Origin of the sequence: Aeromonas sp. 604176 (assembly GCF_049170755.1) — a bacterium.
In the GTDB taxonomy this organism is placed as follows: domain Bacteria; phylum Pseudomonadota; class Gammaproteobacteria; order Enterobacterales; family Aeromonadaceae; genus Aeromonas; species Aeromonas veronii_A.
Window position 1 is genome coordinate 15,760 of the sequence record NZ_JAAKNE010000026.1, and the last position, 20,588, is coordinate 36,347.

The window sequence follows — 20,588 nt, forward strand, 5'->3', positions numbered from 1 at the left end:
TTACCTCACGGACGAAAGCAGTGTATCGAAGATGGTTTTGGCCGTACTGACCACCTGCGCGGATGCCGCGTAAGATTGCTGGAAACGGATCAGATTGGCCGCTTCCTCCTCCAGATTGACCCCGGAGACGCTCTCGTAGATCCCAGTACTCTGGATCAGCTTGGATTCATTAGCCTTGAGCAGGGTTTTTGCCTGACTGGTATTGTTACCCACTTCCATCACCAACCCGGAGTAAGCCTGGTTAAAGGTCATCTTGTCGTTGGTGGTACCACCATTGGTGCTTTTGCGTACCAGATCCTTGTTCTGCAACTCAGCCATTGCCAGACCATTGCTGTTATCAGCAAAACCATTGGTGTTGTAACTAAGCTGGAAGCTGTCGGTTTGTTCTACCGTGCCGGTAATGCTGAACTCGTAGCCCGGGCTCTGTTTCGGGTTGCTGTAGACCGCAGGCCCACCCGGAAAGGGGTTTACTATCGAGGCCATCAAATTCTGCCCTTTGCTGGCTGCCGGCGCGACACCGATCAAGGTAGTGCCATCACCGGCATACACCTCATAATTGCCGTTATTGCCGATCTTGACGATCTGGGGAGCGGCGGGATCCAGGCTGTTGGTACCAAAACCGGAACCCGTTCCGGTATTGAAGATGCCATCGAGCTTGATGTCTGCACTGCCGATGTTGTTGGTAGTCTTCTGTACTTTGAGAGGTGCAGCCAAGGCCAGGTCTTCCGGCCGGTTGATCTGCTGAGCCAGCCCGGCAGCAGCCCCCTTGGTTGGTTGCAGCAGCAGCTTGTCTCCTGCCGCTGGCGTACCGGTGAGATCGATCGAGATCCCGTGGCCAGCCAGTTCAAACGTTGCTGGCGGCGTGGTGCCCGTCGCCACAGAGGTGCGATTACCAGATTTGTCCAGCGAGAACACTTCATATCCGGTCGCACTGCTAAAGCGCACTTCATAGTCGAAGGGGGTTACAGAGCTTCCTTTGCCGGGTACAAAGCTGACATTCGCTCCGACCGACCCTGTGTTGTCGCCATAAGGCAATCCCTTGCTGGTTGGCAGGGTGAAAATATCGCTGCCCAACTCGTTGTCCAGATCCATCCCGAGACGGTTTTGCTGGTTCATGGCATCCGCCATCGCAACGGCCAGCTGGCCCAGTTCACGCTTGGTCGGCTCCAGGTCGGTACGCGCCTTGAACAGCCCTCCCATGGCCCCCCCGAAGGTATCGTGATCGATGAGAGCCTGATTGTCGCCAAGAGTCAGCTGCAACTCCTGATCACGGGAATCGGGATCGCCCGCCACCACCTTGAACTGGGCAACGCCCCCATCCAGGATCAGCGAATGACCAGTGCTCATATTGACCAATACGCTGCCGTTAGCCTGGGTTACGGTACGGATATCCATCTTCTCGGAGAGCTGCCTGATCGCCTCGTCACGCTGATCAAACAGCATCAGGTTCTCTTCGGGAGACCCCTGAGTACGGATGATCGCCTGGTTGAGATCATTGATGCTGGTGAGCAGACTGTTGACCTGCTTGGTCTCATCTTCAATACGGGTGTTGAGGGTATCGCTCTGCTTGTCGAGCTGGGCCGAGAGTGTGTGAAAGCGGTTCACCATACCGCTCAGCTCCGTCATCACTACCTTGCGGCCACCGATCTCGGCGGGTGATTCATTTGCCGAATGAAAGGACTTGAAATAAGAGGTGATGGTCTCCCCTACGCTATTGCTGCTGTCTCCCAGCAGGCGATCCACGCCGGCCAGCTGCTCGTAATGAGTCAGGGATGCGTAAAAGGCAGAGGTATCGCGACGCACTTCTCCCTGCATATAGCTGTTGATTACCCGCTCGGTCCTGATGTCACCGGTGCCAAGACCGATGGCATTGGTAAACACCAGCGTACGCTCACGCACATAGCCCTGGCTATTGACGTTTACGATATTGTTACTGGTGCTCTGCAGCAGGCGCTGCTGTGCCAGCACGCCCGATGTACCAATTCCAAGCAGATCGCTTGCCATATGTTACAGCTCCATCTCGTTGTATCGGGCAATGGCATCACTGCGCAATACCTGTTTCAGTTTTCTGGCATAGTGCGGGTCGGTGGCATAACCCGCCTGTTGCAGCGCCTCGAAGTAGCGATCCGGACTGTCCACTCTGGCCAGGGCCCCCTTGTAGCGGGAACCGGAGGTGAGAAAGTCCACATAGTCGTTGAAGCTCTCTTCAAACGAGCCATAGGAACGAAACGCCGCTTTCTGGCGGGACGCCACTCCCTCTTCATATTCCAGGGTGCTGACTACCGCCTTGGGCCCTTCCCAGCGAGGATCGGCCTTGATGCCAAACAGGTTATGGGTCATCTGCCCTTCACCATCCTTGATCACCCGTTTGCCCCAGCCGCTCTCCAATGCCGCCTGAGCGACCAGTACCGCCGGGCTTAACCCCAACTTGTCGGCCGCTTTCTTGGCCAGCGGCATCAGGCGATTAACGAACTCTTCCGGCGTATCGAACTCTTTGCCCCCACTACTGGCGGCACTGCCCTCTTCGCTGGCCATGCGTCCCATGGGCGGAATGCTGCGGTGCGGTCGACGGGGCATAGTGAGTGCGTGGCTCTCCTTGACCCCCTCGGTCATCTCTTTTTCAGCAAAATCTTTGCCAACTTTTGATGCCGAGATCAAATCAGTGGCAGCCGTCTTGGGTGGCTCGTAGGGTTTATAGACCCGTTCCGTCCGTTGCGGCATCTTGAGCACCCGGCCATCCTGATGGACAAATGTCGCCGGTGAGAGCTGCCTAGCCACCATATCAGCCAATCCAAGCCCCCCCTTGCTGGACATGTCTGCCACTCGCTGTTCATCCAGCATCCCTTCATAGAACTGGGTATAGCTGCTGTTCATCGGGTTGTCCTGAGTCAACACCCCGTTGGCCTGACGCATGCTCTGAAACAACATCTGGGTAAAGATTGACTCGAACTGGCGCGCAGCCCCCTGCAGTGCCTCGGCCTGTCCCTCTTTGCTGTGGCTCATCTGGCGCAGACGGTCCAGGTTCTTGATATCCTGCACCACCCCGAGATTCATGCCGCTGTTGGTGTCAAACTCCGCCATTTTGCTTACCTCATTGCCACCCGTGGCAATCACTTGCCGCCAGTTACAATATGACCAGTTGCCCCTCGATGGCACCTGCCTGCTGCAGCGCCTCAAGGATAGCCATCAAATCACCGGGGGCGACCCCGACCTGATTGACCGCTCGGACCAGATCGTCCAGAGTCGCACCGGTATCAAACTTGAACATCCGCCCGGGCTCCTGCTGGACATTGATGGTCGAGTTGTTGGTGACCGTGGTCTCACCCCCTGCCAGCGGGTTGGGTTGAGAGACCTGCTGGTTTTCGGCTATGGTCACCGTCAGGCCTCCGTGGCTGATAGCCGCCGGTTTGAGCTTCACCTGACTGCCGATAACGATGGTGCCGGTGCGGGAGTTGACGATGATCTTGGCCGCCTCGTTGGCCGGATCCACCTCCAGGTTCTCGATGGTCGCCAGATAGGAGACCCGTTGACCCGGATCTCGTGGGGCATAGACCTTGACCGAAGTGGCATCGAGTGCCTGCGCAGTATTGGGCCCCACCAGATCGTTGACCACATCGGCCAACCGACGCGCGGTGGTAAAATCGGGGCGATTGAGATTGAAGGTGATGGTGTCACCCTGGCTGAAGGCATTGGGCACCTCTCGCTCTACAGTGGCACCATTGGCAATGCGGCCGACGGTCGGAGTATTGACCACCACCTTGGAGCCATCAGCTCCCTCGGCACCCAGCCCGCCTACCACCAGGCTGCCCTGCGCGACTGCATAGACCCGCCCATCCAGCCCTTTCAGGAAACTCTGCAGCAGCGTACCACCGCGCAGGCTCTTGGCCTCACCGATGGCAGAAACAGTGACGTCTATGGTCTGGCCCGGCTTGGCAAACGGCGGCAAATCCGCATGGATTGCCACCGGCGCCACATCCTTGATCTTGGGTTTGATGTTGTCCGGTACCTTGATACCAAAGTTGTTGAGCATGGTGCGGAAGGTCTGTTCGGTAAAGGCGTTGTTCTTCTCGCCGGTACCGGGTAGACCCACGACCAGACCGTAGCCGATCAACTGGTTGCTACGCACCCCCTCTACTGAGCTGATGTCCTTTATCCGGGCGGCATTCGCCATCCCCAAAGGCAGTAGACAGCAGAGCAGAGTAACCAAACGGAGTGACTTCATAACATCTCCTAGAGCGGCCACCATGGACCATTGAAAAAGCTGGTAAGCCATCCCTGTTCCTGGGTATTGGCAAGATCGCCGGTACCACCATAGTAGATACGGGCATTCGCCACTTTCTGGGATGACACGCTGTTATCCGAGGTGACATCCTCCGGTCTAATCAGACCTGTGATACGGATATACTCATTGCCATTGTTGAGCATGATCCACTTCTCGCCCCGTACCAGCAGATTGCCATTGGGCAGTACCTTGGCCACACTGACCGAAATATTGCCCTGCAGGCTGTTGCTCTGATCCGCCTTGGCCTGCCCCTTGAAGGCACTGTTTTGAGCGATGGATGCGGAGAGATCATAGGGGCTGGCAGTGACAGGCACGCCCCCCAGCGTCACCGGATCCAGATTGAACTTGTTATCCTTGCCACTCTGGGTATTTGCCTTCTTCGAGGCGGAAGTGGACTCGGCCAGCTCGATGGTGATGATGTCACCCACCTTGTGCGCCTTGATATCCGAATAGATGCCATTAACCTGATCCGGCTGAAAAATAGCACCCGTCGGTCTCACCGAGACTGGCTCCGACTCCCCGTATACGGGGGAAAACTCGGGGTCATCAGGCCTGGGTGTATTGGGGGTACTGTTACACCCCCCCAACACCAGCAACCCCAGCATCCATACGCTTTTCATCATGGCTCCCCCCATTAGGTCCGCTGGATCAGGAAGGACATCATGCCATCCACCGCAGAGAGGACTTTAGAGTTCATCTCGTAGACCCGCTGAGCCTGGATCAGATTCACCAGCTCTTCGGTGACGTTAACGTTGGAGCTTTCCAGCATCCCTTGCTTCAAGACCCCCATGCCATCCGCCCCGGCAGTTCCCTGAATGGCTGCACCGCTGGACTGGGTTTCCAGAAACATGTTCTCACCCATCGGCTGCAGACCACTGGCATTGACAAAGTCTGACAGGGTGATCTGTCCGACCACTTGAGAAGCACCATCCCCCTTCAGCTGTACCGAGACCTGACCATCAGTGCCGACAGTGACACTCTGGGCATTTTCCGGGATCTGGATTTCTGGCTGCAGGGGATAACCGTTACCCGGCGTCACTATGGTGCCTTCGCTGTTAAGGGTGAATTGCCCATTACGGGTATAGGCCAGGCTGCCGTCGGGCAATTGAATTTCAAAGTAGCCACGGCCACTGATCATCAGATCCAGCGAATTATCCGTAGTCTGTACGTTGCCCTGACTGTGGTTTTTCTGGGTAGCCACCACCTTGGCGCCCGCGCCAAGCATCAAGCCGGAGGGCAACTCGGTATCCGCCGACGAACGGCCGCCGGGCTGATTGATGTTTTGATAGAGCAGATCCTCGAAAATGGCCCGCGATTTCTTGAAACCAACGGTGCTGGCGTTCGCCAGGTTGTTCGAGGTGACCGAAATATTGGTCTGCTGAGCATCCAACCCGGTCTTGCTGATCCAGAGTGCAGGATTCATAGGTAACTCCTTGATTAGCTGATACGCAGCAACTGGGTTTGGGCCTCGTCATTCTCTTCGGCCGTTTTCATCATCTTGACCTGGGTTTCAAACTGTCGTTGTAACCGGATCAGGTTGGTCATCTCATCCACCACATTGACATTGCTCCCCTCCAGGGAGCCGGCGATCAGGCCAACGTTGGCAGAGGCAGGCTCATTCTGGCCATCTTTGCGCCGAAAAAGCCCATCCTGGCCCTTCTCTACCGCATCGGCGGCCGGGTTAACCAGTTTGATCCGCTGAAAATCTTCCGACAAATTCGCGGCGGCCCCTTCAGGACGGCCACTGATGGTGCCATCCCGGTTAATCTCCAGCTTCTCCATCGGCATTGGCAGCACGATGGGTTGACCACCGTCATCCACGACGTTCAAGCCGGTAGAGGTCTGTAGGTTGCCAGTCGCATTGACCTGCAGATTTCCCATACGGGTATAGGCCTCCCCCCCCTTCGGATCTTGCACCGCAATCCAGCCGGGACCATCCACCGCCACGTCAAGATCCCTCCCCGTGGTCATCAACATGCCATGCTGCAGGTTCTGGCCGGGACGTTCCGTCATGGCAAATACCCGACTGGGCAGCCCCTCACCAAAGGCCTGCATGCTGCGGGCCTGCTCGAAATCGGATTTAAAGCCGGTGGTATTGGCATTGGCGAGGTTATTACCGCGAACAGCCAGGCTGTTCATGTTCTCTTTGGCCCCGGACATGGCGATATAAAGCAGGTGATCCATGGGATTCTCCGTCAAACAGATGACTCTGACAGCAGAACTGCAATTTGGATGCCAACAGAAGGGGAATGCCACACCATTCGACAGTAGAGAACGATAAAAAAACGGGGCACCCAAGGTGCCCCGTCGCCTGAGAGGAATTAACGGATCTGCAAGATGGTCTGCTGCAGCGAACTGTTGACCTCCAGAGAGCGGGAGTTCGCCTGGAAGTTACGCTGGGCAGTGATCAGATCAACCAGTTCGGAGGTCAAATCTACGTTGGATTGCTCCAGCGCCGACGATTTGATGGTACCGAAGGTGCCTGAATTGGGCGTTCCCGGCAAAGCATCGCCGGAGAGCAGGGATTGCCGCCAGGAAGTATCACCCACCTGGGTCAGCCCTTGCGAGTTGGCAAATTTGGCCATGGCCACCATGGCTACCTTGATGGTGGTGGCATTGCTGTAGGTTGCAGAGACAATCCCATCCGGCGTGATCTCGACCTTGGTCAAACGGCCGACAGTGGAACCATCCTGTGACAACTTGTTGACTTCAAACGGTGAGGCATATTGGGTCACAGTGCCGAAAGTGATATCTACCTGCTGGGTAGGATCCGCACCATTGGTAATAATTCCCGCTCCTGCTGCACCCAACGGCTCCGTTTGGATGTTTGCCGGTGTGGTCGGAGTAATCATTTTACCATCGGCCCCAAAGGTAATTCGGGCACCGGCAGGTGCAGGATTCAACCCTGTGGCCATTGTTGGCGTCACCCCTCCGACGATATCGACCGGCTTGTCACCTTGATAAAGATACATGCGCCAAGCTGTCGGGCTGGCTGGCTTGGTCAGGTCTGCTGGATCTGCTTCTTTGACAAAATACTGGGTGATAGTGTGAGGTTCACCGAGCGAGTCATAAATCACCACTGAGGTGGATGAGGAGTAGGTTTTGGAATCCTTAGGGTCAAAGGTGGAGGCATCCCCCGCACCATTACCTGCAGGCAGGGGCGATGCGGTGGAAGGCAAGTTGAAACTTGCATCAATCTTGCTGGTTTTGATCGGCTCACCCGCCCGATCAGGGATCTGGATCGGCTTGGTCGCATTGATACTGACCGCCTTGGGTGTGCCATCGGCGTTGATCTCGTAGCCTTGCAGATAGTGGCCCTGATTGTTGACCATATAGCTGTTTTCATTGAGCTTGAATGCACCGGCACGGGTGTAGGTGCGATCCAGGTTGGTCAAACCATCAGAGGTGACAAAGAAGCCGTTCCCCTGAATGGCCAAATCCAGCGCGTTATTGGTAAATTGCAGCGCACCCTGATGGAACTGCTGGGCAACAGCACCGGTCGCCACACCGTTACCGACCTGAGTCTTGGCATTGACAAAGATGGAGTTGGCGTAGACATCCGCAAACTCGGCACGGGACTCTTTAAAGCCCATTGTATTGACGTTCGCAATGTTGTTAGCGGTGACGTTCAAGTCTTTTTGTGCCGCGTTGACACCGCTCAAGGCATTGTTAAATGACATATCCAGCTCCTTAGATCGATGCTGTCGACGTGGTTTTTGACGGAGTAGCCGTCTGGTTTGGATTGGTGCCTGATATTTGCAGGACGGAACTCAGCAGGGTGCTCCCCAGTCCCTTCAAATTAAGCATTGTGGGATTTGTTGCATTCCCCAGGGCAACGCTGTCGACCTTGCCATAAGCGTATGTGGGAATAGTTTCTGCCTTGCCATCCACACTGCCACTGGCCTTGATCACGTATTTGCCTGGCTTGACCCGGTTGCCCGCCTTGTCAGTGCCATCCCAGGCGATCTCCACATTGCCCTTCTGTTCTCCTTCCAGGCTAAATTCCTTGATGACCTGACCCGCCTCGTCTTCAACGATAATCTTGACACCCGCGTATTGATTGGTCGTGCCAACCTGAACGACACCGGAAACAGGGCCCTCCTTGTCCAGATAGCCCACATTGCTGGGCAAGAGTACATTCTGGCCAACCAGAGAAGATGCTTGCAGAGCCTGGCTGGAGATCATCTGCTCATTGAGCTTGCCCATCTGGGTAGACAGACTGCTGATCCCCTCCGAGGTAGACATGGAAGCCATCTGGGAGAGCATCTGGGCATTGTCCACCGGCTTGAAGGGATCCTGATATGATAGTTGCATGGTCAGCAGTTTCATAAACGAAGCCTGATCCAGCTCTTTCTTCGGCGTCGTTGTGGTGCCTGTGGTCTGGGTCGTGGTACGGCCAATGCCGTTCACACTGTTTGTGGTGTCGACCATGTTGCATCCCTCCTATCAGGATTTGCCAAGCTGGAGCGTCTGCTGCAGCATCTTCTTGGCCGAATCTGCAACCTGTACATTGGTCTGGTAGCTGCGCGAGGCATTGATCATGTCAGCCATCTCTTCAACCATGTTGACGTTCGGTTTGAAGATAAAGCCATCCTTGTCCGCCATCGGATGGTTGGGGTTGTACTCCTTGAGCAGTGGAGCCTTGCTCTCGACAATGCCCTTCACCTCAACGCCGACCGATCCCTGCTTGTCTGACATGGCCTGATCGAGCTGAGCGGCAAAAACTGGCCGCCTGGCGTGGTAAGTGTTTTCCACGCTGGAGCTTACGCTGTCCGCGTTGGCCATGTTGCTGGCAACTGTATTGAGGCGCACGGACTGCGCACTCATGGCCGAGCCGGCAATATCAAAGACCTTGAACAAACTCATCACTGCTCTCCTTTCAGGGCTTTAAGCAGGCCACTGATCTTGCGATTCATAAATTCCAGGGAGGTTTGGTACTCCAGACTGTTGCGCAAGAACTCGCTCCGTTCCTGCTGCACATCCACCGTGTTGCCATCACCCGTATCAGGCTGCAACGGATTGCGGTATTGAACAGTACCGGGGGCATCCATATTCAAGGCAAAGTGCTTTTCACTGGTTGTTACCAGGCCAAAACCCTGTTTATGCTGGGCATCCTGCAATGCCTGTGCAAAGTTGATATCCCTTGCTTTGAAACCTGGCGTGTCCGCATTGGCAATATTGCTGGACAACACCTCGGCACGCTTGGCGCGAACACCCAGCGTGTATTGATGGATACCAAATGCCTTGTCGAATGAAAAAGCCATAGCACACCTCCTGCTTGGTATATTTTGCCTGCAAGAGATGTGCCAGACGATTTTCAAAATGCTGCGGGCCGTCGAGCCTAGCTATAAAAGCCTTTAAACGGAGTGCAAGGATCTGCTGCGCGATAGATAGGAACATGGTGCAATGCCATCACGAATGGAGCTATAAGAATGGAGCCATAAAGAGAGAAGGAGGCACTGTGCCTCCTTCTCTTATAACAATGTCACCAATCACAACTCATTGAATACCATGGGCTGCAACGTTATTTGACCTTGTAAACAATTCCGGGATTGCACCGAATCATCTCGAATCGGTCAGTCAAACCCGCCAGCGATTCCGACGCTCCCAGCATCAGGTATCCACCAGGATTGAGGCTGGATGCAAACTGGTTGAGGATTTTTGACTTCACTTCCGGTGCAAAGTAGATAAGCACGTTACGGCAAAAAATGATGTCAAATTTACCGAGCAGACTATAACTCTCCAGCAGATTGAGCGGCCGAAAGGTGGTCAATTTTCTGACTCGCTCTACCACCCGCATTTTGTTGTCACCATAGGGCTCAAAAAACATCTTCTTGCGCTCTGGCGACAATCCGCGTGCCAAAGCCAGACTGTCATATACCCCTTCCTTGCACTGATTCAGCATGGTAGTCGATATGTCTGTCCCGACAATCTGCACTCCACCGGGCAAGGTACCCGGCTTCTTCATCTGCTGCTCCAGCGCCGTCATGGCGATAGAATATGGCTCCTGTCCCGAAGATGAGGCAGCAGACCAAATCTTGACAGGGCGACCACTTTTGCCCAATTCAGGAAAAATCTTGTCGGTCAGCAGCTGGAACGGATATGTATCACGAAACCAGAGGGTCTCGTTAGTGGTCATCGCATCAACAACCGCCATTTTCAGGTCACGCTCTCGTACACTCATTGCACGGGTGACCAGTTCAGACAGACTCTCGATGCCAAACTGTGCCATCAAAGGTGAAAGACGGCTCTTCACCAGATACTGTTTGTTATCACCCAGCACGATCCCGCTCTGAACCGCAAGAAAGTTGCTGAACTGTTTGTATAAGTCATCCGAAAGTGTCTTCATGCAGCTGTTCTTCTTTAAATTAGAGTGCGTTTTGTACGGCTTTGGCCAATTCATCAGGCTGGAACTTGGCAATAAAGTTGTTTGCACCAACTTTTTGCACCATAGCCTGGTTAAATACACCACTGAGCGAGGTATGCAGAATAACATGCAAATCTTTGAGATTGGGATTATTCCGGATCTCGGCAGTGAATGTATAGCCATCCATCTCGGGCATTTCGATATCGGAAATCACCAGCGCAATCTGATCCTTGATAGGGCCATTTTTGGTCATCTCCAGCAGCATGTTCAATGCTTCGCGGCCATCTTTTGCCAGCACGCATTCAACTCCGATCGCCTCCAGCGCACGCTGTACCTGTTTGCGCGCAACCGAAGAGTCGTCAGCAACCAATACGGGACGTCCCAAGGTCGGATGCTCGACACTGGCCTCCACCAGCTCCTGGCTGACCTCAGTAGAAACCGGAGATATTTCGTTGAGAATACGTTCAACGTCGAGGATCTCGACCAACTCGCCATCAACCTCGGTAACCGCCGTCATATAGTTGATGCGACCAGCCCCCTTGGGGGGAGGAAGGATAGATTCCCAGTTCATATTGATGATGCGCTCGACCGAGTGCACCAAAAAACCCTGAATGGAGCGGTTGTACTCGGAGATGATAATGAAGCACTTGCTCAAATCTTCAATGGGGCGCTTGCCCATTGCCATGCTGAGATCGATGACCGAGATAGTCTGGCCACGAATATGAGCCACTCCGCGAATACAGGAGTTCAACTTGGGCATCACGGTCAAGGGGGGGCACTGCAACACTTCACGCACTTTGAATACGTTGATGCCAAATCTTTGACGTCCATTGAGACGAAACAACAACAATTCCAGCCGGTTTTGCCCCACTAGCTGGGTACGTTGGTTGACCGAGTCCAGGATACTGGCCATAAACACTCCCTAAAAACGCTTGGCATTAATCATGCATGCGTGATGGATTGCGTCAGACTATCGATGTGACAACAAACAGATTCTGAAGCAATCATAGTTAAATATGGTGATATGCGTGAACAACTTATCGACCGACGAGCGAAAATGATTAACCGACTTTTACTCATCAGCCTCTTTTTTGGCAGCATATCCTCGAGCCATGCCTCGGATGTCACAACCTATCTGAGAGAGCAGGCACAAGAGTTCGTTTATGGTCAACTCGATCTGCCGCTGGATGCCAGAGCAGAGGTCACTGCCGCGACCCTTGATGAGAGACTCCCGCTAACCCGTTGCGATGATCTGTTGACCATCAGCTTGCCAGCAAAAATGGAAATTCGTCGTAATACAACTGTTTACATGAAGTGTGAGGAAGAAAAACCCTGGGATGTCTACTTACCGGTAAGGGTCAGTATTCAAAAACCCTTTGTTACTGTCACCGACCCCATTGCCAAAGGGGATCTGCTGAATGAAAGCAAGCTGGTAGTGGCGTTTCAGGATCAAACCCTGATCCGTGGTGACTATCTGACCAACCCGGCCCCTTTGATTGGGGTACGCAGCAAGCGGGAGATCAAACCGGGACAGCCCATCCGCTTGAGCCAGGTTTGCGTGATATGTAAAGGGGATCAGGTCACCCTGACAGCCGAAAACAGCAACTTCCAGATCAAAACCATGGCCCGAGCCTTGCAAGATGGCAGTTTCGGAGAGATCATCAAACTCGTCAATATTCGCTCCGGCAAAACGGTGGAAGGTAAAGTCACAGCAGTCGGTGCCGCATCAGTCACTTTTTGATATCTGGAGCCTGACAATTTTTTTTCTAAAGTTTTGACCTGCCGCACCGATAAACAGGTAAGCAAATCTTAAAGCAGACGAAGGTAACTAAAATGGCCATCAACAATATCAACAACTTGGCGAATAATCGGTTGCAAAATACCGCTAATAGCCAAGGGACAGGCAGCAAGTCAGTCACCTCATCGCCCGAAAACAAAGCGACCACTGTCAAGCTGGACTCCGTCTCCTTGACCAGTGAGGCGCAACAATTGCAAAAAATGCAACAGAACCTCAATACCGCCTCAACCGGCAACGAGAGCAAGGTTGAACGACTGAAAAAAGCCGTCGCGAGTGGCGAATATCAGGTTAACAGCGACGCTGTAGCCAAGAAGATGTTCAGTTTCGAGGCCAATCTGGACAAAGTTCTGGGATGATGGACTTACCTTCGTTACTGCACACCCAAGATGATAACCTTAGCCAGATGCAAGGCATTCTGGAAGAGGAGTTCAGCTTGCTCGAGCAGCATCAGGCACTGGCCCTGCCTGCACTGACCGAGCGCAAACAGCAATTGCTTGCTGCGATAGAAACTCTGGACAAGACACTGGCAGAGATGCCGGAACTGGCACTGCAGCTAGCAGCCTATCCCGACGAGATGGCGCAGCTTCGTGCAAAACTGGATGCCTGCCAGGCACAAAATGATATCAACGGTCGCTTGCTTGAATTGAGCATCGTCTCCAACCGTCGTCTGGCAACCTTTCTGAGTCAGTTGCGTGATCGCAACAGCCTGACCTATGACGCCAAAGGCAATACTCGCTCTGGCACCCGCTCCTACGGTATCAAGGCCTGACATCTCTTATCAGGCCTTGCATTTTTGCTCTCCGTTTTAAAGCACCAGTCGCAACAACTCTCGCCCGTCCTCACACGCATTGACGCGCAGTACTCCGTCCTCATAGCTCCCGTAACTGGCAGGCAACTCGCCGCGCGGGAAACAGATTGACCCCGGGTTCATCAAGATCCGTTCCCCCTGCCACTCCAGCACCGGCACATGGGTGTGGCCGCTCAGGAACAGACTACCCGGCGGTAGCTGTACCTCGTCCGGGCGATAAAGATGGCCATGGCTGACAAACCAGCGCCGCTCATCGACCAGCAACTGGTTGTAGGGGGCTGTGATGGGAAAGCGCAACAGCATCTGATCCACTTCGGAATCGCAATTGCCCCGCACCGCGATGATCTGTGGCGCCAGCTCGTTGAGCCGATCGGCCACAGCGGCCGGGTTATATCCCTCCGGCAGAGGATTACGCGGGCCATGGTTGAGCAGATCGCCGAGCAGCAGATAGTGATCCGGCTGCCAGGGCTCAAGTTGGGTCAGCACCCGCTCCAGCGCAATGATGCTGCCGTGGAGGTCGGAAATGATGGCAAGTTTCATGAAATGCTCCTCACTGCGGGCTGAAATAGAGATCCTTGGTGGCAATCGTCCCTTTCAAATTCTGGCTGGGCAGTCCCCGCAGCGCGGGATCGACCAGTCTCATCTGATTGTAATGATACACGGGGAAGATCGGCGCCTCCTCAAGCAGCAACTGTTCGGCATGCCGGTAGAGTTCAACCCGGCTCGCGCTGTCCAGCGTATTGGCAGCCTGCTCCAGCAACAGATCAAAGTCGGGATTGCAGTAGCCGCTCTCGTTGCGCAGATCCTGACAACGGAAGCTGCCCAGCATGGCAGACGGCTCCACGTAATCGCCAAACAGGAAGCTTCTGGCCACCTGGAAATCACCGCTATCCTTGGCCACCTGATAGGCGCCCCACTCCAGACTGTTGAGGGTGACCTGCACCCCCAGCTTCTGCCACATGGCAGCAATGGCCATCGCCATCTGCTTGTGGGTGTCGGCGCTGTTGTAGGTAATGCTCAGCTTGAGTGGATTGGCACTGTTATACCCGGCCGCTGACAGCAACGCTGCCGCTTTGGCCTGGCGGGTTGGCATATCTTCAAGCGCCACAGGCAATATCACCCGGGGGTAACCCGGCATCTCCGGCAACAGCGACCATGCCGCCTGTTCATCCTGCCCGCTCACCGATCCAATGAGCTGCTGTCGATCAACCGCCATAGAGAGCGCCTGACGCACCCGCACATCCTGCAGTTCCGGGCGTTTCAGATTGAACGCATAGAGATAGGTGCCAAACAGCGGCAAGCCCCAGAGCCGCTCCGGAGATTCGCGCTTCATCTTCTGGTAATAGCCGAGGGAGACCTTGTTGGTGAGCTGTATTTCACCAGCCTCATAGCGCAGCCGTTCGGCATGTTGCGAAGTGATAGGCAGATAGGTGACCCGTCCGATACGGGTGTGAAGGTCATCCCAGTAGTGGATATTGCGCTCGGCTTCGATCTGCTCGTTCGGCGTCCAGCTTGCCAGCCGATAAGCACCATTGCTGACCAGCTTGCCGGGCTCGGTCCACTGCTTGCCAAATTTGGCTATCGCCTTCTGGTTGACTGGCACAAAGGGGCGCTGACTGATGAGTTGCAGGAAATAGGGAGCCGGCCGCTCCAGAGTGATTTTCAGGATCTGATCGCTTTGCGCTTCAATGCCAAGATTGCCGAGCTCCAGCGCACCAGCATAGATGGATTGCGCATTGTTGATCCCCGTCGCCAGCAGCAATCCGGCAGAAGGGGAGTTGATGGCCGGATCGAGCAGACGGCGCCAGGCATAGACGAAATCAGCGGCCACCAGCGGCTCGCCATTGGACCATTTCAGTTGAGGGCGCAGGAAGAATCGCCACTCCAGCCCATCTTCACTCACCTCCCAGCGCTGTGCCTGAGCGGGGACGATATGCCCCTGACCATCTTCGCTGACCAGCCCTTCAAACAGATCGACCAGCACGGCCTCCCCCGGGAAACCGGAGCGCACCAGGGCCGGATCCAGTGACTCCGGCTCGGCACCGTTGCCCTTGACCAGGGTTTGCCGATCGGCAAGCAGAGGCTGCTGCTCAACGGTGGTGGCATGGGCCAGGGGCCCAGCCAGCACGGCAAGCAATAGCGGGGAGAGCCAGCGTTGCGCCAGCTTGGGGAAGAAACCATACCTCATGACAAAACCTCGAATAAAACCACTGCAGGAGGGGAAGGCCGACGGCGCGCCTGATGAATGCCTGATGCCGCTCTTGTTATCCCCGAAAACGCCCCGTATTGTATCGGGCTTGCCCGGGAGATGGAGTCTTTCGGGTTAATTTTTTCAGGAGTTTTTATGGGTTATGAGTGGCTGGCACTCGCGTCGGCCAGTTTATGGGCAATTGCAGCGCTAATTTCGGTCAAACCGGCCCGTCATCTCGGCGCATTTGCCTACAGCCGCTGGCGCATGTTTCTGGTCAGCCTGATGCTCGGCACCATGAGTCTGCTCACCGGTGGCTGGCAAACCCTCACCGCAAGCGCCCTGCCCCTGCTCGCCATCTCGGGGCTGGTCGGCATCTTCGTGGGCGATACCGCGCTGTTTGCCTGCATGAACCGGCTGGGGCCAAGACGCAGTGCCCTGCTCTTCTCCTGCCATGCGCTGTTTTCCGCCCTGCTTGGGATCTGGCTCTTTAATGAACAGCTGACGGGCTGGCGACTGCTGGGGGCCGTGCTGGTCTTTGCCGGCGTGATGCTGGCGATCCTGTTTGGCAGACGCAGTAGCAGCAACGAGTGGGAGCAGATCCGTGGCAATCTGGCGCTGGGAATTGGCCTTGGCCTGACGGCGGCATTGTGTCAGAGCGTGGGAGCCATCATCGCCAAGCCGGTGATGATGAGTGGTGAGGTGGATGCGGTGAGTGCATCGGGTATCCGGATGGGCAGTGCCCTGCTGGCCCACTGCGTCCTTCGGCTGGGGCGTTTGCCACTGGCCATGCCGCTCAAACCGGTCAATCGCCATATCCTCGCCATGATTGCCACCAACGGTTTTCTGGCGATGGGGCTGGGGATGACGCTGATCCTGATGGCGCTGCGGCAGGGCGAGGTGGGCATGGTGGCCATTCTCTCCTCCACCACACCGGTACTGCTGCTGCCGCTGTTGTGGTGGCACTCGGGGGAGCGGCCATCCATTGCCGCCTGGGCGGGTGCACTGATTGCCACCCTGGGCACCGCGCTGGTGCTGGGTTTCAGCACTCACTGACACCCGGCACCATCCCAGATCAGAACAGGGCAATCTCCTCAGCGGTCAGCTCGCGGTATTCACCGGGTGCCAGCTCGTCATCCAGCGTCAAACCGCCCACCCGCTCGCGATGCAAGCCAACGACCTTGTTGCCGATGGAGGCAAACATCCGCTTGACCTGATGGTACTTGCCTTCGTGGATGGTCAGGCGGGCCTCGCACTCGCCGAGAATTTCCAGCTGGGCAGGACGGGTTTTATCGGTCTCGTTACGCAGGTAGACCCCTTCGGCGAACAGCTCGATTGCATCCGGGCTGACCGGATCGGCCAGCCAGACGTGATAGGTCTTGGCACACTCGTGGCGCGGCGAGGTGATGCGGTGGGACCATTGACCGTCGTCGGTCACCAGCACCAGACCCGTGGTATCGAGGTCGAGGCGACCCACTACGTGCAGCTTGCCCATCGCCGGTTCATCCATCAGGAAGAAGACGGTCGGGTGATCCGGATCCTCGTTGGAGCAGACGTAACCTTCCGGCTTGTGCAGCATGAAATAGCGGTTGCGCTGCTCCAGCGTCAGCAGCACGCCGTCAAACTCGATCTGGCTCTGCTCATTGATATGAAAGGCGGGCTGCTTGACCACAATGCCATCCACCATGACCTCGCCCTGACGGATCAGTTTGCCTGCCAGCGAGCGGGTCAAATCGGAACAATCGCACAGAAATTTATCAAGCCGCATTCACAACCTCGAAGTCCAACAAGTAAAGGGGCGTCATTATATCGGGCGGGGGCGACAACGCCACTGTTAAGGGGTTGCCAATTATGACGAACTGGTCATCCGATGTTACACTTCTCCGGTGTGACCCATCCGAACGATACTCATAATAATAAGAGTCAGGAAGCCCTCATGAAGTCTCAAGCATCCTATCCCGTCATTCCCGTCAACCAGCTGAAACCCGGCATGTATGTCATTGCTATCGCCAGCCAGACAGGTGGGATGGAGATCGCCCAAATGGGCTTGGTGACCAGCGTGGCGCAAATTGCCAATCTGGTGCGCCAGGGGGTGCTCACGGTACGCATCGATCTGGCCCGCAGCAAGCTGGGCAGTGCAGAAAGTGATGCCGTTACCTCCCCCGACCTCAATGCCAACAGCGCCCTGGTAGGGCGCCGTGCCAGTGCCAACGGCGAAGGACGGGAGCTTAAAATCCGCCGCCTCTATCAGGAAGCGCGCGAGCTGCAAGGCAAGTTCATTCGCCATCTCAAGGCGGGTGAACCCATCGACATCACCCCGCTGGCCGAAGTCGCTGAAGAGATGGTCGATACCATGTTCACCCACGGCGATGCCATGCTCTGTCTGGCTCGTATTCGCGCCAAGGATGCCTACCTGATGGAGCACTCCATGAATGTGGCCATTCTGCTGGCCAACTTCGGTCGCTATCTGGGACTGGAGCGCAGCGTGCTCAAGGAGCTGACCCTGGGTGGCCTGCTGCACGACGTGGGCAAGATCATGACCCCGGACGAGGTGCTCCACAAACCGGGCAAGCTGACCGATGAGGAGTTCACCATCATGCGTCAGCATGTGGTGCACAGTTACGAGATCCTCAGCAATACCCCGGGCATCACCCCTACCATGCTGGAGGTAGCCGCCAACCACCACGAGCGGCTCGATGGCTCCGGCTACCCGCAGCGACTCAAGGGGGAGCAGCTCTCCCTCTATACCCGGATGAGCGGCATCGTCGATGTCTATGATGCCATCACCGCGGATCGGGTCTACAAAGCAGGTATGCAGCCGACCCAGGCCTTCCGCATTCTGCTCAAGGGGATCAATCAGCACTTTGATGCCGAACTGGTCACCAAGTTCATCAAGTGCATGGGAGTCTATCCGGTGGGAACGCTGGTACAGCTCTCAAACCAGCGCCTGGCTATCGTGATGCAGCGCAACGAGCAGCAGCCGCTCAAGCCAGTGGTCAAGGTGATCTATCACGCCACCCAGCGTCACTACCTCGAGGTACAGTGGCTGGATCTGGCCAAGTCAGGGGTGCAGGAGAGCATCGAAAACACGGTCGACCCCAAAGAATTTGGCATCAACCTCGCCAACTTCTTCTAATCCCTCACCTCGGATCTTCATGATTGGCGCTGGCTGTCGAGCCAGTGCCGGATCAGAAACTCCTCATCCAGCGGCGAGAGATCAAAACGCAGGCTGGCCTCTTCAATGGCGGCGATATCGTGCTGATGATGCTCGCTGAGCCAAAGCACCGCACGACGCAAATCTTCACCATGGGGGAGCAGCAGATGGTCGCTCATGGGATACCTCCGGTAGACTGCAGGGCGGCCAGCGAACGTGGCTACCTCTTTCCAGTCTAGTCGGTCAATCCCCATCACCCGCGCTTCTTCACCCTCCCCCTCTCAATCACGGCAATCAGCTTGCCACCGGGATCAGCGACCGAAAGCGCGCTGCCAATCCTGATCGAACTTCACCAGTGCCGCATCCACCGCCGGCACGTTCAGCAGCTGCTCCGCCACATCGAGCGGCAAGGTGATCGATTGGCAACCCGCCAGCAGGCAGTCGAGCGCTTGGCGCGGGGTACGGAATGACGCCGCCAGCACCTTGCTGTTCGGTGCGTGCAGCGCAAGCAGCTGTTGCAACTCCTGCACGGTGGCAATGCCATCGCCCCCCTGGGCATCCAGCCGGTTAACGTAGGGCGCGACATATTCCGCCCCCGCCACCGCCGCCAGCCAGCCCTGCAGCGGGGTATAGACCGCGGTGCCCAGGGTCGGCACGCCGTTGGCTGTCAGGCTCTTGATGGCCGCCAGCCCCTCTGCGCATACCGGGATTTTGATCACCAGATCCGGGTCCAGTTCACGCAAGGCAAATGCCTCGCGCACCATCTCGGTTTCGGTTTTGGCCATCACCTGGGCAAACAGGCGCGCCTTGGGCCCCAGCACGTCGCGCAGGGCGGGCAGCAGCTCGCTCAGCGGCAATCCCCCGGCGGCGGTAATGGAAGGATTGGTGGTGACACCGGCCAACGGCAGGATCCGTGACCAGCGACGCACTGCCGCCACATCGGCGGTATCGAGATACAGCTCCATCTCTAACTCCTTAACGGGATGTTCAATATGTCGCCATTCTAGCGATAAAACATCTGCAAACAGCTTGATCGAAATCAAATCAACTTTCGAATGAAAGCAAATAGAATGCAAATACAAAAGGAGGCGGTATGATTTTCGACCTGCAACGATATTCAACTCACGATGGCCCCGGCATTCGCACCCTGGTGTTTCTCAAGGGGTGCTCGCTGGCCTGTCTGTGGTGTCAAAACCCGGAGAGCCGCTCTCCCAAGCCGGACATACTACTCGACCGGCGCCAGTGCATCGAGGGATGCCAGCTCTGCAGCCAGGCTTGTCCGGCAATCTTGCGTGACAGCGAGGGCATCCAGCTCAGCCGTTCTGCCCTCAAGGCCGACGATATGGAACGGCTGCGCGGCCTCTGCCCCAGCGAAGCGCTGCAGGTGTGTGGTCGGGAGGAGAGCCTGGACACCCTGATGGACACCATCTTGCGGGATCGTCCCTTCTTCGAGCGCAGCGGCGGTGGCGTCACCCTCTCCGGTGGCGAGCCGTTTATGCAGCCCGACTTTGCCGCGTCCCTGCTGGCCCGCTGCAAGGCCGAAGGGCTGCACACCGCGGTCGAGAGCTGCCTCCATGTGCCTTGGCACCAGATTGAGCCAAGCCTCCCCTCATTGGATCTGGTGCTGGCGGATCTCAAACACGTGGATAAAGAACGTTTCTTCCACTGGACCCGCGGCAAGGTTGAGCTGCCCATCGCAAACCTCAAGCGCCTCGCCGAGCACGGCGTGCCCATGCAGATCCGGGTGCCACTCATTCCCGGCTTCAATGCCGACCGCGCATCGATCTGCGCCATCACCGACACCGCCGCCAGCCTCGGCACGGTGCAGGAGATCCATTTCCTCCCCTATCACACCCTGGGGATGGGCAAATATGCCCTGCTGGATCTGCCCTATCAGGCGCCAGAGACACCGCTCGACGATCCCGATTTACTCAGCTTTGCCCACGCATACGCCCAACGTCAGGGGCTGACCCCTGTGACCAGAGGATAAG

Annotated in this window: 23 protein-coding genes; 6 read left to right on the top strand and 17 right to left on the bottom strand. The window is 56.2% G+C overall.

Translation table 11 applies throughout. The features are described 5' to 3' along the window. The 12 genes from G5358_RS06845 to G5358_RS06900 form a co-directional block, all read right to left on the bottom strand. On the bottom strand, window positions 1-2,004 hold the full coding sequence (locus G5358_RS06845; RefSeq protein ID WP_216954106.1) for a FlgK family flagellar hook-associated protein: 2,004 nt from the start codon (window positions 2,002-2,004) through the stop codon (window positions 1-3). A gap of 3 nt (window positions 2,005-2,007) precedes the next feature. After that, window positions 2,008-3,081, bottom strand: a complete 1,074-nt coding sequence (flgJ, locus tag G5358_RS06850) for a flagellar assembly peptidoglycan hydrolase FlgJ (protein ID WP_216954107.1) — start codon at window positions 3,079-3,081, stop codon at window positions 2,008-2,010. Window positions 3,082-3,124: 43 nt separating this feature from the next. Continuing rightward, the gene (locus tag G5358_RS06855; RefSeq protein WP_216954108.1) at window positions 3,125-4,222 is read right to left on the bottom strand and encodes a flagellar basal body P-ring protein FlgI; all 1,098 of its coding nucleotides are present in this window, start codon (window positions 4,220-4,222) and stop codon (window positions 3,125-3,127) included. Between the two features lie 8 nt (window positions 4,223-4,230). After that, window positions 4,231-4,902, bottom strand: a complete 672-nt coding sequence (gene flgH / locus G5358_RS06860; RefSeq protein ID WP_421252152.1) for a flagellar basal body L-ring protein FlgH — start codon at window positions 4,900-4,902, stop codon at window positions 4,231-4,233. A 14-nt stretch (window positions 4,903-4,916) separates the two neighbouring features. Further along, the gene (gene flgG / locus G5358_RS06865) at window positions 4,917-5,705 is read right to left on the bottom strand and encodes a flagellar basal-body rod protein FlgG (protein WP_216954109.1); all 789 of its coding nucleotides are present in this window, start codon (window positions 5,703-5,705) and stop codon (window positions 4,917-4,919) included. A 14-nt stretch (window positions 5,706-5,719) separates the two neighbouring features. After that, window positions 5,720-6,466 (bottom strand): flagellar basal-body rod protein FlgF, encoded by a 747-nt coding sequence (flgF, locus tag G5358_RS06870; protein WP_005344530.1) that lies wholly within the window; start codon window positions 6,464-6,466, stop codon window positions 5,720-5,722. 137 nt (window positions 6,467-6,603) lie between these two features. Continuing rightward, complete coding sequence (flgE, locus tag G5358_RS06875) at window positions 6,604-7,962, bottom strand: flagellar hook protein FlgE (protein WP_216954110.1); 1,359 nt, start codon at window positions 7,960-7,962, stop codon at window positions 6,604-6,606. 10 nt (window positions 7,963-7,972) lie between these two features. Next, window positions 7,973-8,713 (bottom strand): flagellar hook assembly protein FlgD, encoded by a 741-nt coding sequence (locus tag G5358_RS06880; RefSeq protein ID WP_216954111.1) that lies wholly within the window; start codon window positions 8,711-8,713, stop codon window positions 7,973-7,975. Window positions 8,714-8,728: 15 nt separating this feature from the next. Then, window positions 8,729-9,148, bottom strand: coding sequence for a flagellar basal body rod protein FlgC (gene flgC / locus G5358_RS06885; RefSeq protein WP_005350658.1), 420 nt, complete (start codon window positions 9,146-9,148; stop codon window positions 8,729-8,731). Then, window positions 9,148-9,546 (bottom strand): flagellar basal body rod protein FlgB, encoded by a 399-nt coding sequence (gene flgB, locus G5358_RS06890; protein ID WP_005344526.1) that lies wholly within the window; start codon window positions 9,544-9,546, stop codon window positions 9,148-9,150. Before flgB ends, flgC begins: the two co-directional genes overlap by 1 nt. A 260-nt stretch (window positions 9,547-9,806) precedes the next feature. Then, window positions 9,807-10,631 carry a CheR family methyltransferase gene (locus G5358_RS06895; protein WP_005344525.1) on the bottom strand — a complete coding sequence of 275 codons (825 nt, stop codon included), beginning with the start codon at window positions 10,629-10,631 and terminating at the stop codon, window positions 9,807-9,809. A gap of 19 nt (window positions 10,632-10,650) precedes the next feature. Next, the gene (locus tag G5358_RS06900; RefSeq protein ID WP_005344523.1) at window positions 10,651-11,562 is read right to left on the bottom strand and encodes a chemotaxis protein CheV; all 912 of its coding nucleotides are present in this window, start codon (window positions 11,560-11,562) and stop codon (window positions 10,651-10,653) included. Window positions 11,563-11,706: 144 nt separating this feature from the next. Between G5358_RS06900 and flgA the strand changes: the two genes are divergently transcribed. The 3 genes from flgA (at window position 11,707) to G5358_RS06915 (ending at window position 13,216) form a co-directional block, all read left to right on the top strand. Beyond that, on the top strand, window positions 11,707-12,390 hold the full coding sequence (gene flgA / locus G5358_RS06905) for a flagellar basal body P-ring formation chaperone FlgA (RefSeq protein ID WP_216954405.1): 684 nt from the start codon (window positions 11,707-11,709) through the stop codon (window positions 12,388-12,390). Between the two features lie 92 nt (window positions 12,391-12,482). Continuing rightward, entirely contained in the window at window positions 12,483-12,803 is a 321-nt protein-coding gene (gene flgM / locus G5358_RS06910; RefSeq protein WP_005344518.1) for a flagellar biosynthesis anti-sigma factor FlgM, read from the top strand. Continuing rightward, window positions 12,800-13,216, top strand: a complete 417-nt coding sequence (locus G5358_RS06915) for a flagella synthesis protein FlgN (protein ID WP_421323840.1) — start codon at window positions 12,800-12,802, stop codon at window positions 13,214-13,216. Before flgM ends, G5358_RS06915 begins: the two co-directional genes overlap by 4 nt. A gap of 36 nt (window positions 13,217-13,252) precedes the next feature. Here G5358_RS06915 and yfcE read toward each other — a convergent pair whose 3' ends face one another. Both yfcE and G5358_RS06925 read right to left on the bottom strand, forming a co-directional pair. Next, window positions 13,253-13,795, bottom strand: a complete 543-nt coding sequence (gene yfcE, locus G5358_RS06920; RefSeq protein WP_216954112.1) for a phosphodiesterase — start codon at window positions 13,793-13,795, stop codon at window positions 13,253-13,255. A gap of 10 nt (window positions 13,796-13,805) precedes the next feature. Continuing rightward, the gene (locus G5358_RS06925; protein WP_421323841.1) at window positions 13,806-15,443 is read right to left on the bottom strand and encodes a peptide ABC transporter substrate-binding protein; all 1,638 of its coding nucleotides are present in this window, start codon (window positions 15,441-15,443) and stop codon (window positions 13,806-13,808) included. Between the two features lie 156 nt (window positions 15,444-15,599). Here G5358_RS06925 and G5358_RS06930 point away from each other — a divergent pair, with 156 nt between their 5' ends. Further along, window positions 15,600-16,499, top strand: a complete 900-nt coding sequence (locus tag G5358_RS06930) for a DMT family transporter (protein ID WP_216954115.1) — start codon at window positions 15,600-15,602, stop codon at window positions 16,497-16,499. A 19-nt stretch (window positions 16,500-16,518) separates the two neighbouring features. Here the strand turns inward: G5358_RS06930 and rsuA are convergent, their stop codons facing one another. After that, on the bottom strand, window positions 16,519-17,211 hold the full coding sequence (rsuA, locus tag G5358_RS06935) for a 16S rRNA pseudouridine(516) synthase RsuA (RefSeq protein WP_128816503.1): 693 nt from the start codon (window positions 17,209-17,211) through the stop codon (window positions 16,519-16,521). 168 nt (window positions 17,212-17,379) lie between these two features. Here rsuA and G5358_RS06940 point away from each other — a divergent pair, with 168 nt between their 5' ends. Continuing rightward, a complete protein-coding gene (locus G5358_RS06940; RefSeq protein WP_421276092.1) occupies window positions 17,380-18,579 on the top strand; it encodes an HD-GYP domain-containing protein in 1,200 nt (399 codons plus the stop codon). Window positions 18,580-18,596: 17 nt separating this feature from the next. Here the strand turns inward: G5358_RS06940 and G5358_RS06945 are convergent, their stop codons facing one another. Together G5358_RS06945 and fsa are read right to left on the bottom strand one after the other, a co-directional pair. Next, entirely contained in the window at window positions 18,597-18,776 is a 180-nt protein-coding gene (locus tag G5358_RS06945) for a hypothetical protein (protein ID WP_005344504.1), read from the bottom strand. A 132-nt stretch (window positions 18,777-18,908) separates the two neighbouring features. After that, a complete protein-coding gene (gene fsa / locus G5358_RS06950; RefSeq protein ID WP_245095160.1) occupies window positions 18,909-19,562 on the bottom strand; it encodes a fructose-6-phosphate aldolase in 654 nt (217 codons plus the stop codon). Window positions 19,563-19,690: 128 nt separating this feature from the next. Here fsa and G5358_RS06955 point away from each other — a divergent pair, with 128 nt between their 5' ends. Continuing rightward, window positions 19,691-20,587 (top strand): glycyl-radical enzyme activating protein, encoded by an 897-nt coding sequence (locus G5358_RS06955; protein ID WP_421276091.1) that lies wholly within the window; start codon window positions 19,691-19,693, stop codon window positions 20,585-20,587. Window position 20,588: the final 1 nt, after the last annotated feature.

Bases quoted from the DNA above. Each gene is read 5' to 3' on its own strand.
- G5358_RS06845 (WP_216954106.1), bottom strand. From the start codon at position 2,004: ATGGCAAGCGATCTGCTTGGAATTGGTACATCGGGCGTGCTGGCACAG.
- flgJ (WP_216954107.1), bottom strand. From the start codon at position 3,081: ATGGCGGAGTTTGACACCAACAGCGGCATGAATCTCGGGGTGGTGCAG.
- G5358_RS06855 (WP_216954108.1), bottom strand. From the start codon at position 4,222: ATGAAGTCACTCCGTTTGGTTACTCTGCTCTGCTGTCTACTGCCTTTG.
- flgH (WP_421252152.1), bottom strand. From the start codon at position 4,902: ATGAAAAGCGTATGGATGCTGGGGTTGCTGGTGTTGGGGGGGTGTAAC.
- flgG (WP_216954109.1), bottom strand. From the start codon at position 5,705: ATGAATCCTGCACTCTGGATCAGCAAGACCGGGTTGGATGCTCAGCAG.
- flgF (WP_005344530.1), bottom strand. From the start codon at position 6,466: ATGGATCACCTGCTTTATATCGCCATGTCCGGGGCCAAAGAGAACATG.
- flgE (WP_216954110.1), bottom strand. From the start codon at position 7,962: ATGTCATTTAACAATGCCTTGAGCGGTGTCAACGCGGCACAAAAAGAC.
- G5358_RS06880 (WP_216954111.1), bottom strand. From the start codon at position 8,713: ATGGTCGACACCACAAACAGTGTGAACGGCATTGGCCGTACCACGACC.
- flgC (WP_005350658.1), bottom strand. From the start codon at position 9,148: ATGAGTTTGTTCAAGGTCTTTGATATTGCCGGCTCGGCCATGAGTGCG.
- flgB (WP_005344526.1), bottom strand. From the start codon at position 9,546: ATGGCTTTTTCATTCGACAAGGCATTTGGTATCCATCAATACACGCTG.
- G5358_RS06895 (WP_005344525.1), bottom strand. From the start codon at position 10,631: ATGAAGACACTTTCGGATGACTTATACAAACAGTTCAGCAACTTTCTT.
- G5358_RS06900 (WP_005344523.1), bottom strand. From the start codon at position 11,562: ATGGCCAGTATCCTGGACTCGGTCAACCAACGTACCCAGCTAGTGGGG.
- flgA (WP_216954405.1), top strand. From the start codon at position 11,707: ATGATTAACCGACTTTTACTCATCAGCCTCTTTTTTGGCAGCATATCC.
- flgM (WP_005344518.1), top strand. From the start codon at position 12,483: ATGGCCATCAACAATATCAACAACTTGGCGAATAATCGGTTGCAAAAT.
- G5358_RS06915 (WP_421323840.1), top strand. From the start codon at position 12,800: ATGATGGACTTACCTTCGTTACTGCACACCCAAGATGATAACCTTAGC.
- yfcE (WP_216954112.1), bottom strand. From the start codon at position 13,795: ATGAAACTTGCCATCATTTCCGACCTCCACGGCAGCATCATTGCGCTG.
- G5358_RS06925 (WP_421323841.1), bottom strand. From the start codon at position 15,443: ATGAGGTATGGTTTCTTCCCCAAGCTGGCGCAACGCTGGCTCTCCCCG.
- G5358_RS06930 (WP_216954115.1), top strand. From the start codon at position 15,600: ATGGGTTATGAGTGGCTGGCACTCGCGTCGGCCAGTTTATGGGCAATT.
- rsuA (WP_128816503.1), bottom strand. From the start codon at position 17,211: ATGCGGCTTGATAAATTTCTGTGCGATTGTTCCGATTTGACCCGCTCG.
- G5358_RS06940 (WP_421276092.1), top strand. From the start codon at position 17,380: ATGAAGTCTCAAGCATCCTATCCCGTCATTCCCGTCAACCAGCTGAAA.
- G5358_RS06945 (WP_005344504.1), bottom strand. From the start codon at position 18,776: ATGAGCGACCATCTGCTGCTCCCCCATGGTGAAGATTTGCGTCGTGCG.
- fsa (WP_245095160.1), bottom strand. From the start codon at position 19,562: ATGGAGCTGTATCTCGATACCGCCGATGTGGCGGCAGTGCGTCGCTGG.
- G5358_RS06955 (WP_421276091.1), top strand. From the start codon at position 19,691: ATGATTTTCGACCTGCAACGATATTCAACTCACGATGGCCCCGGCATT.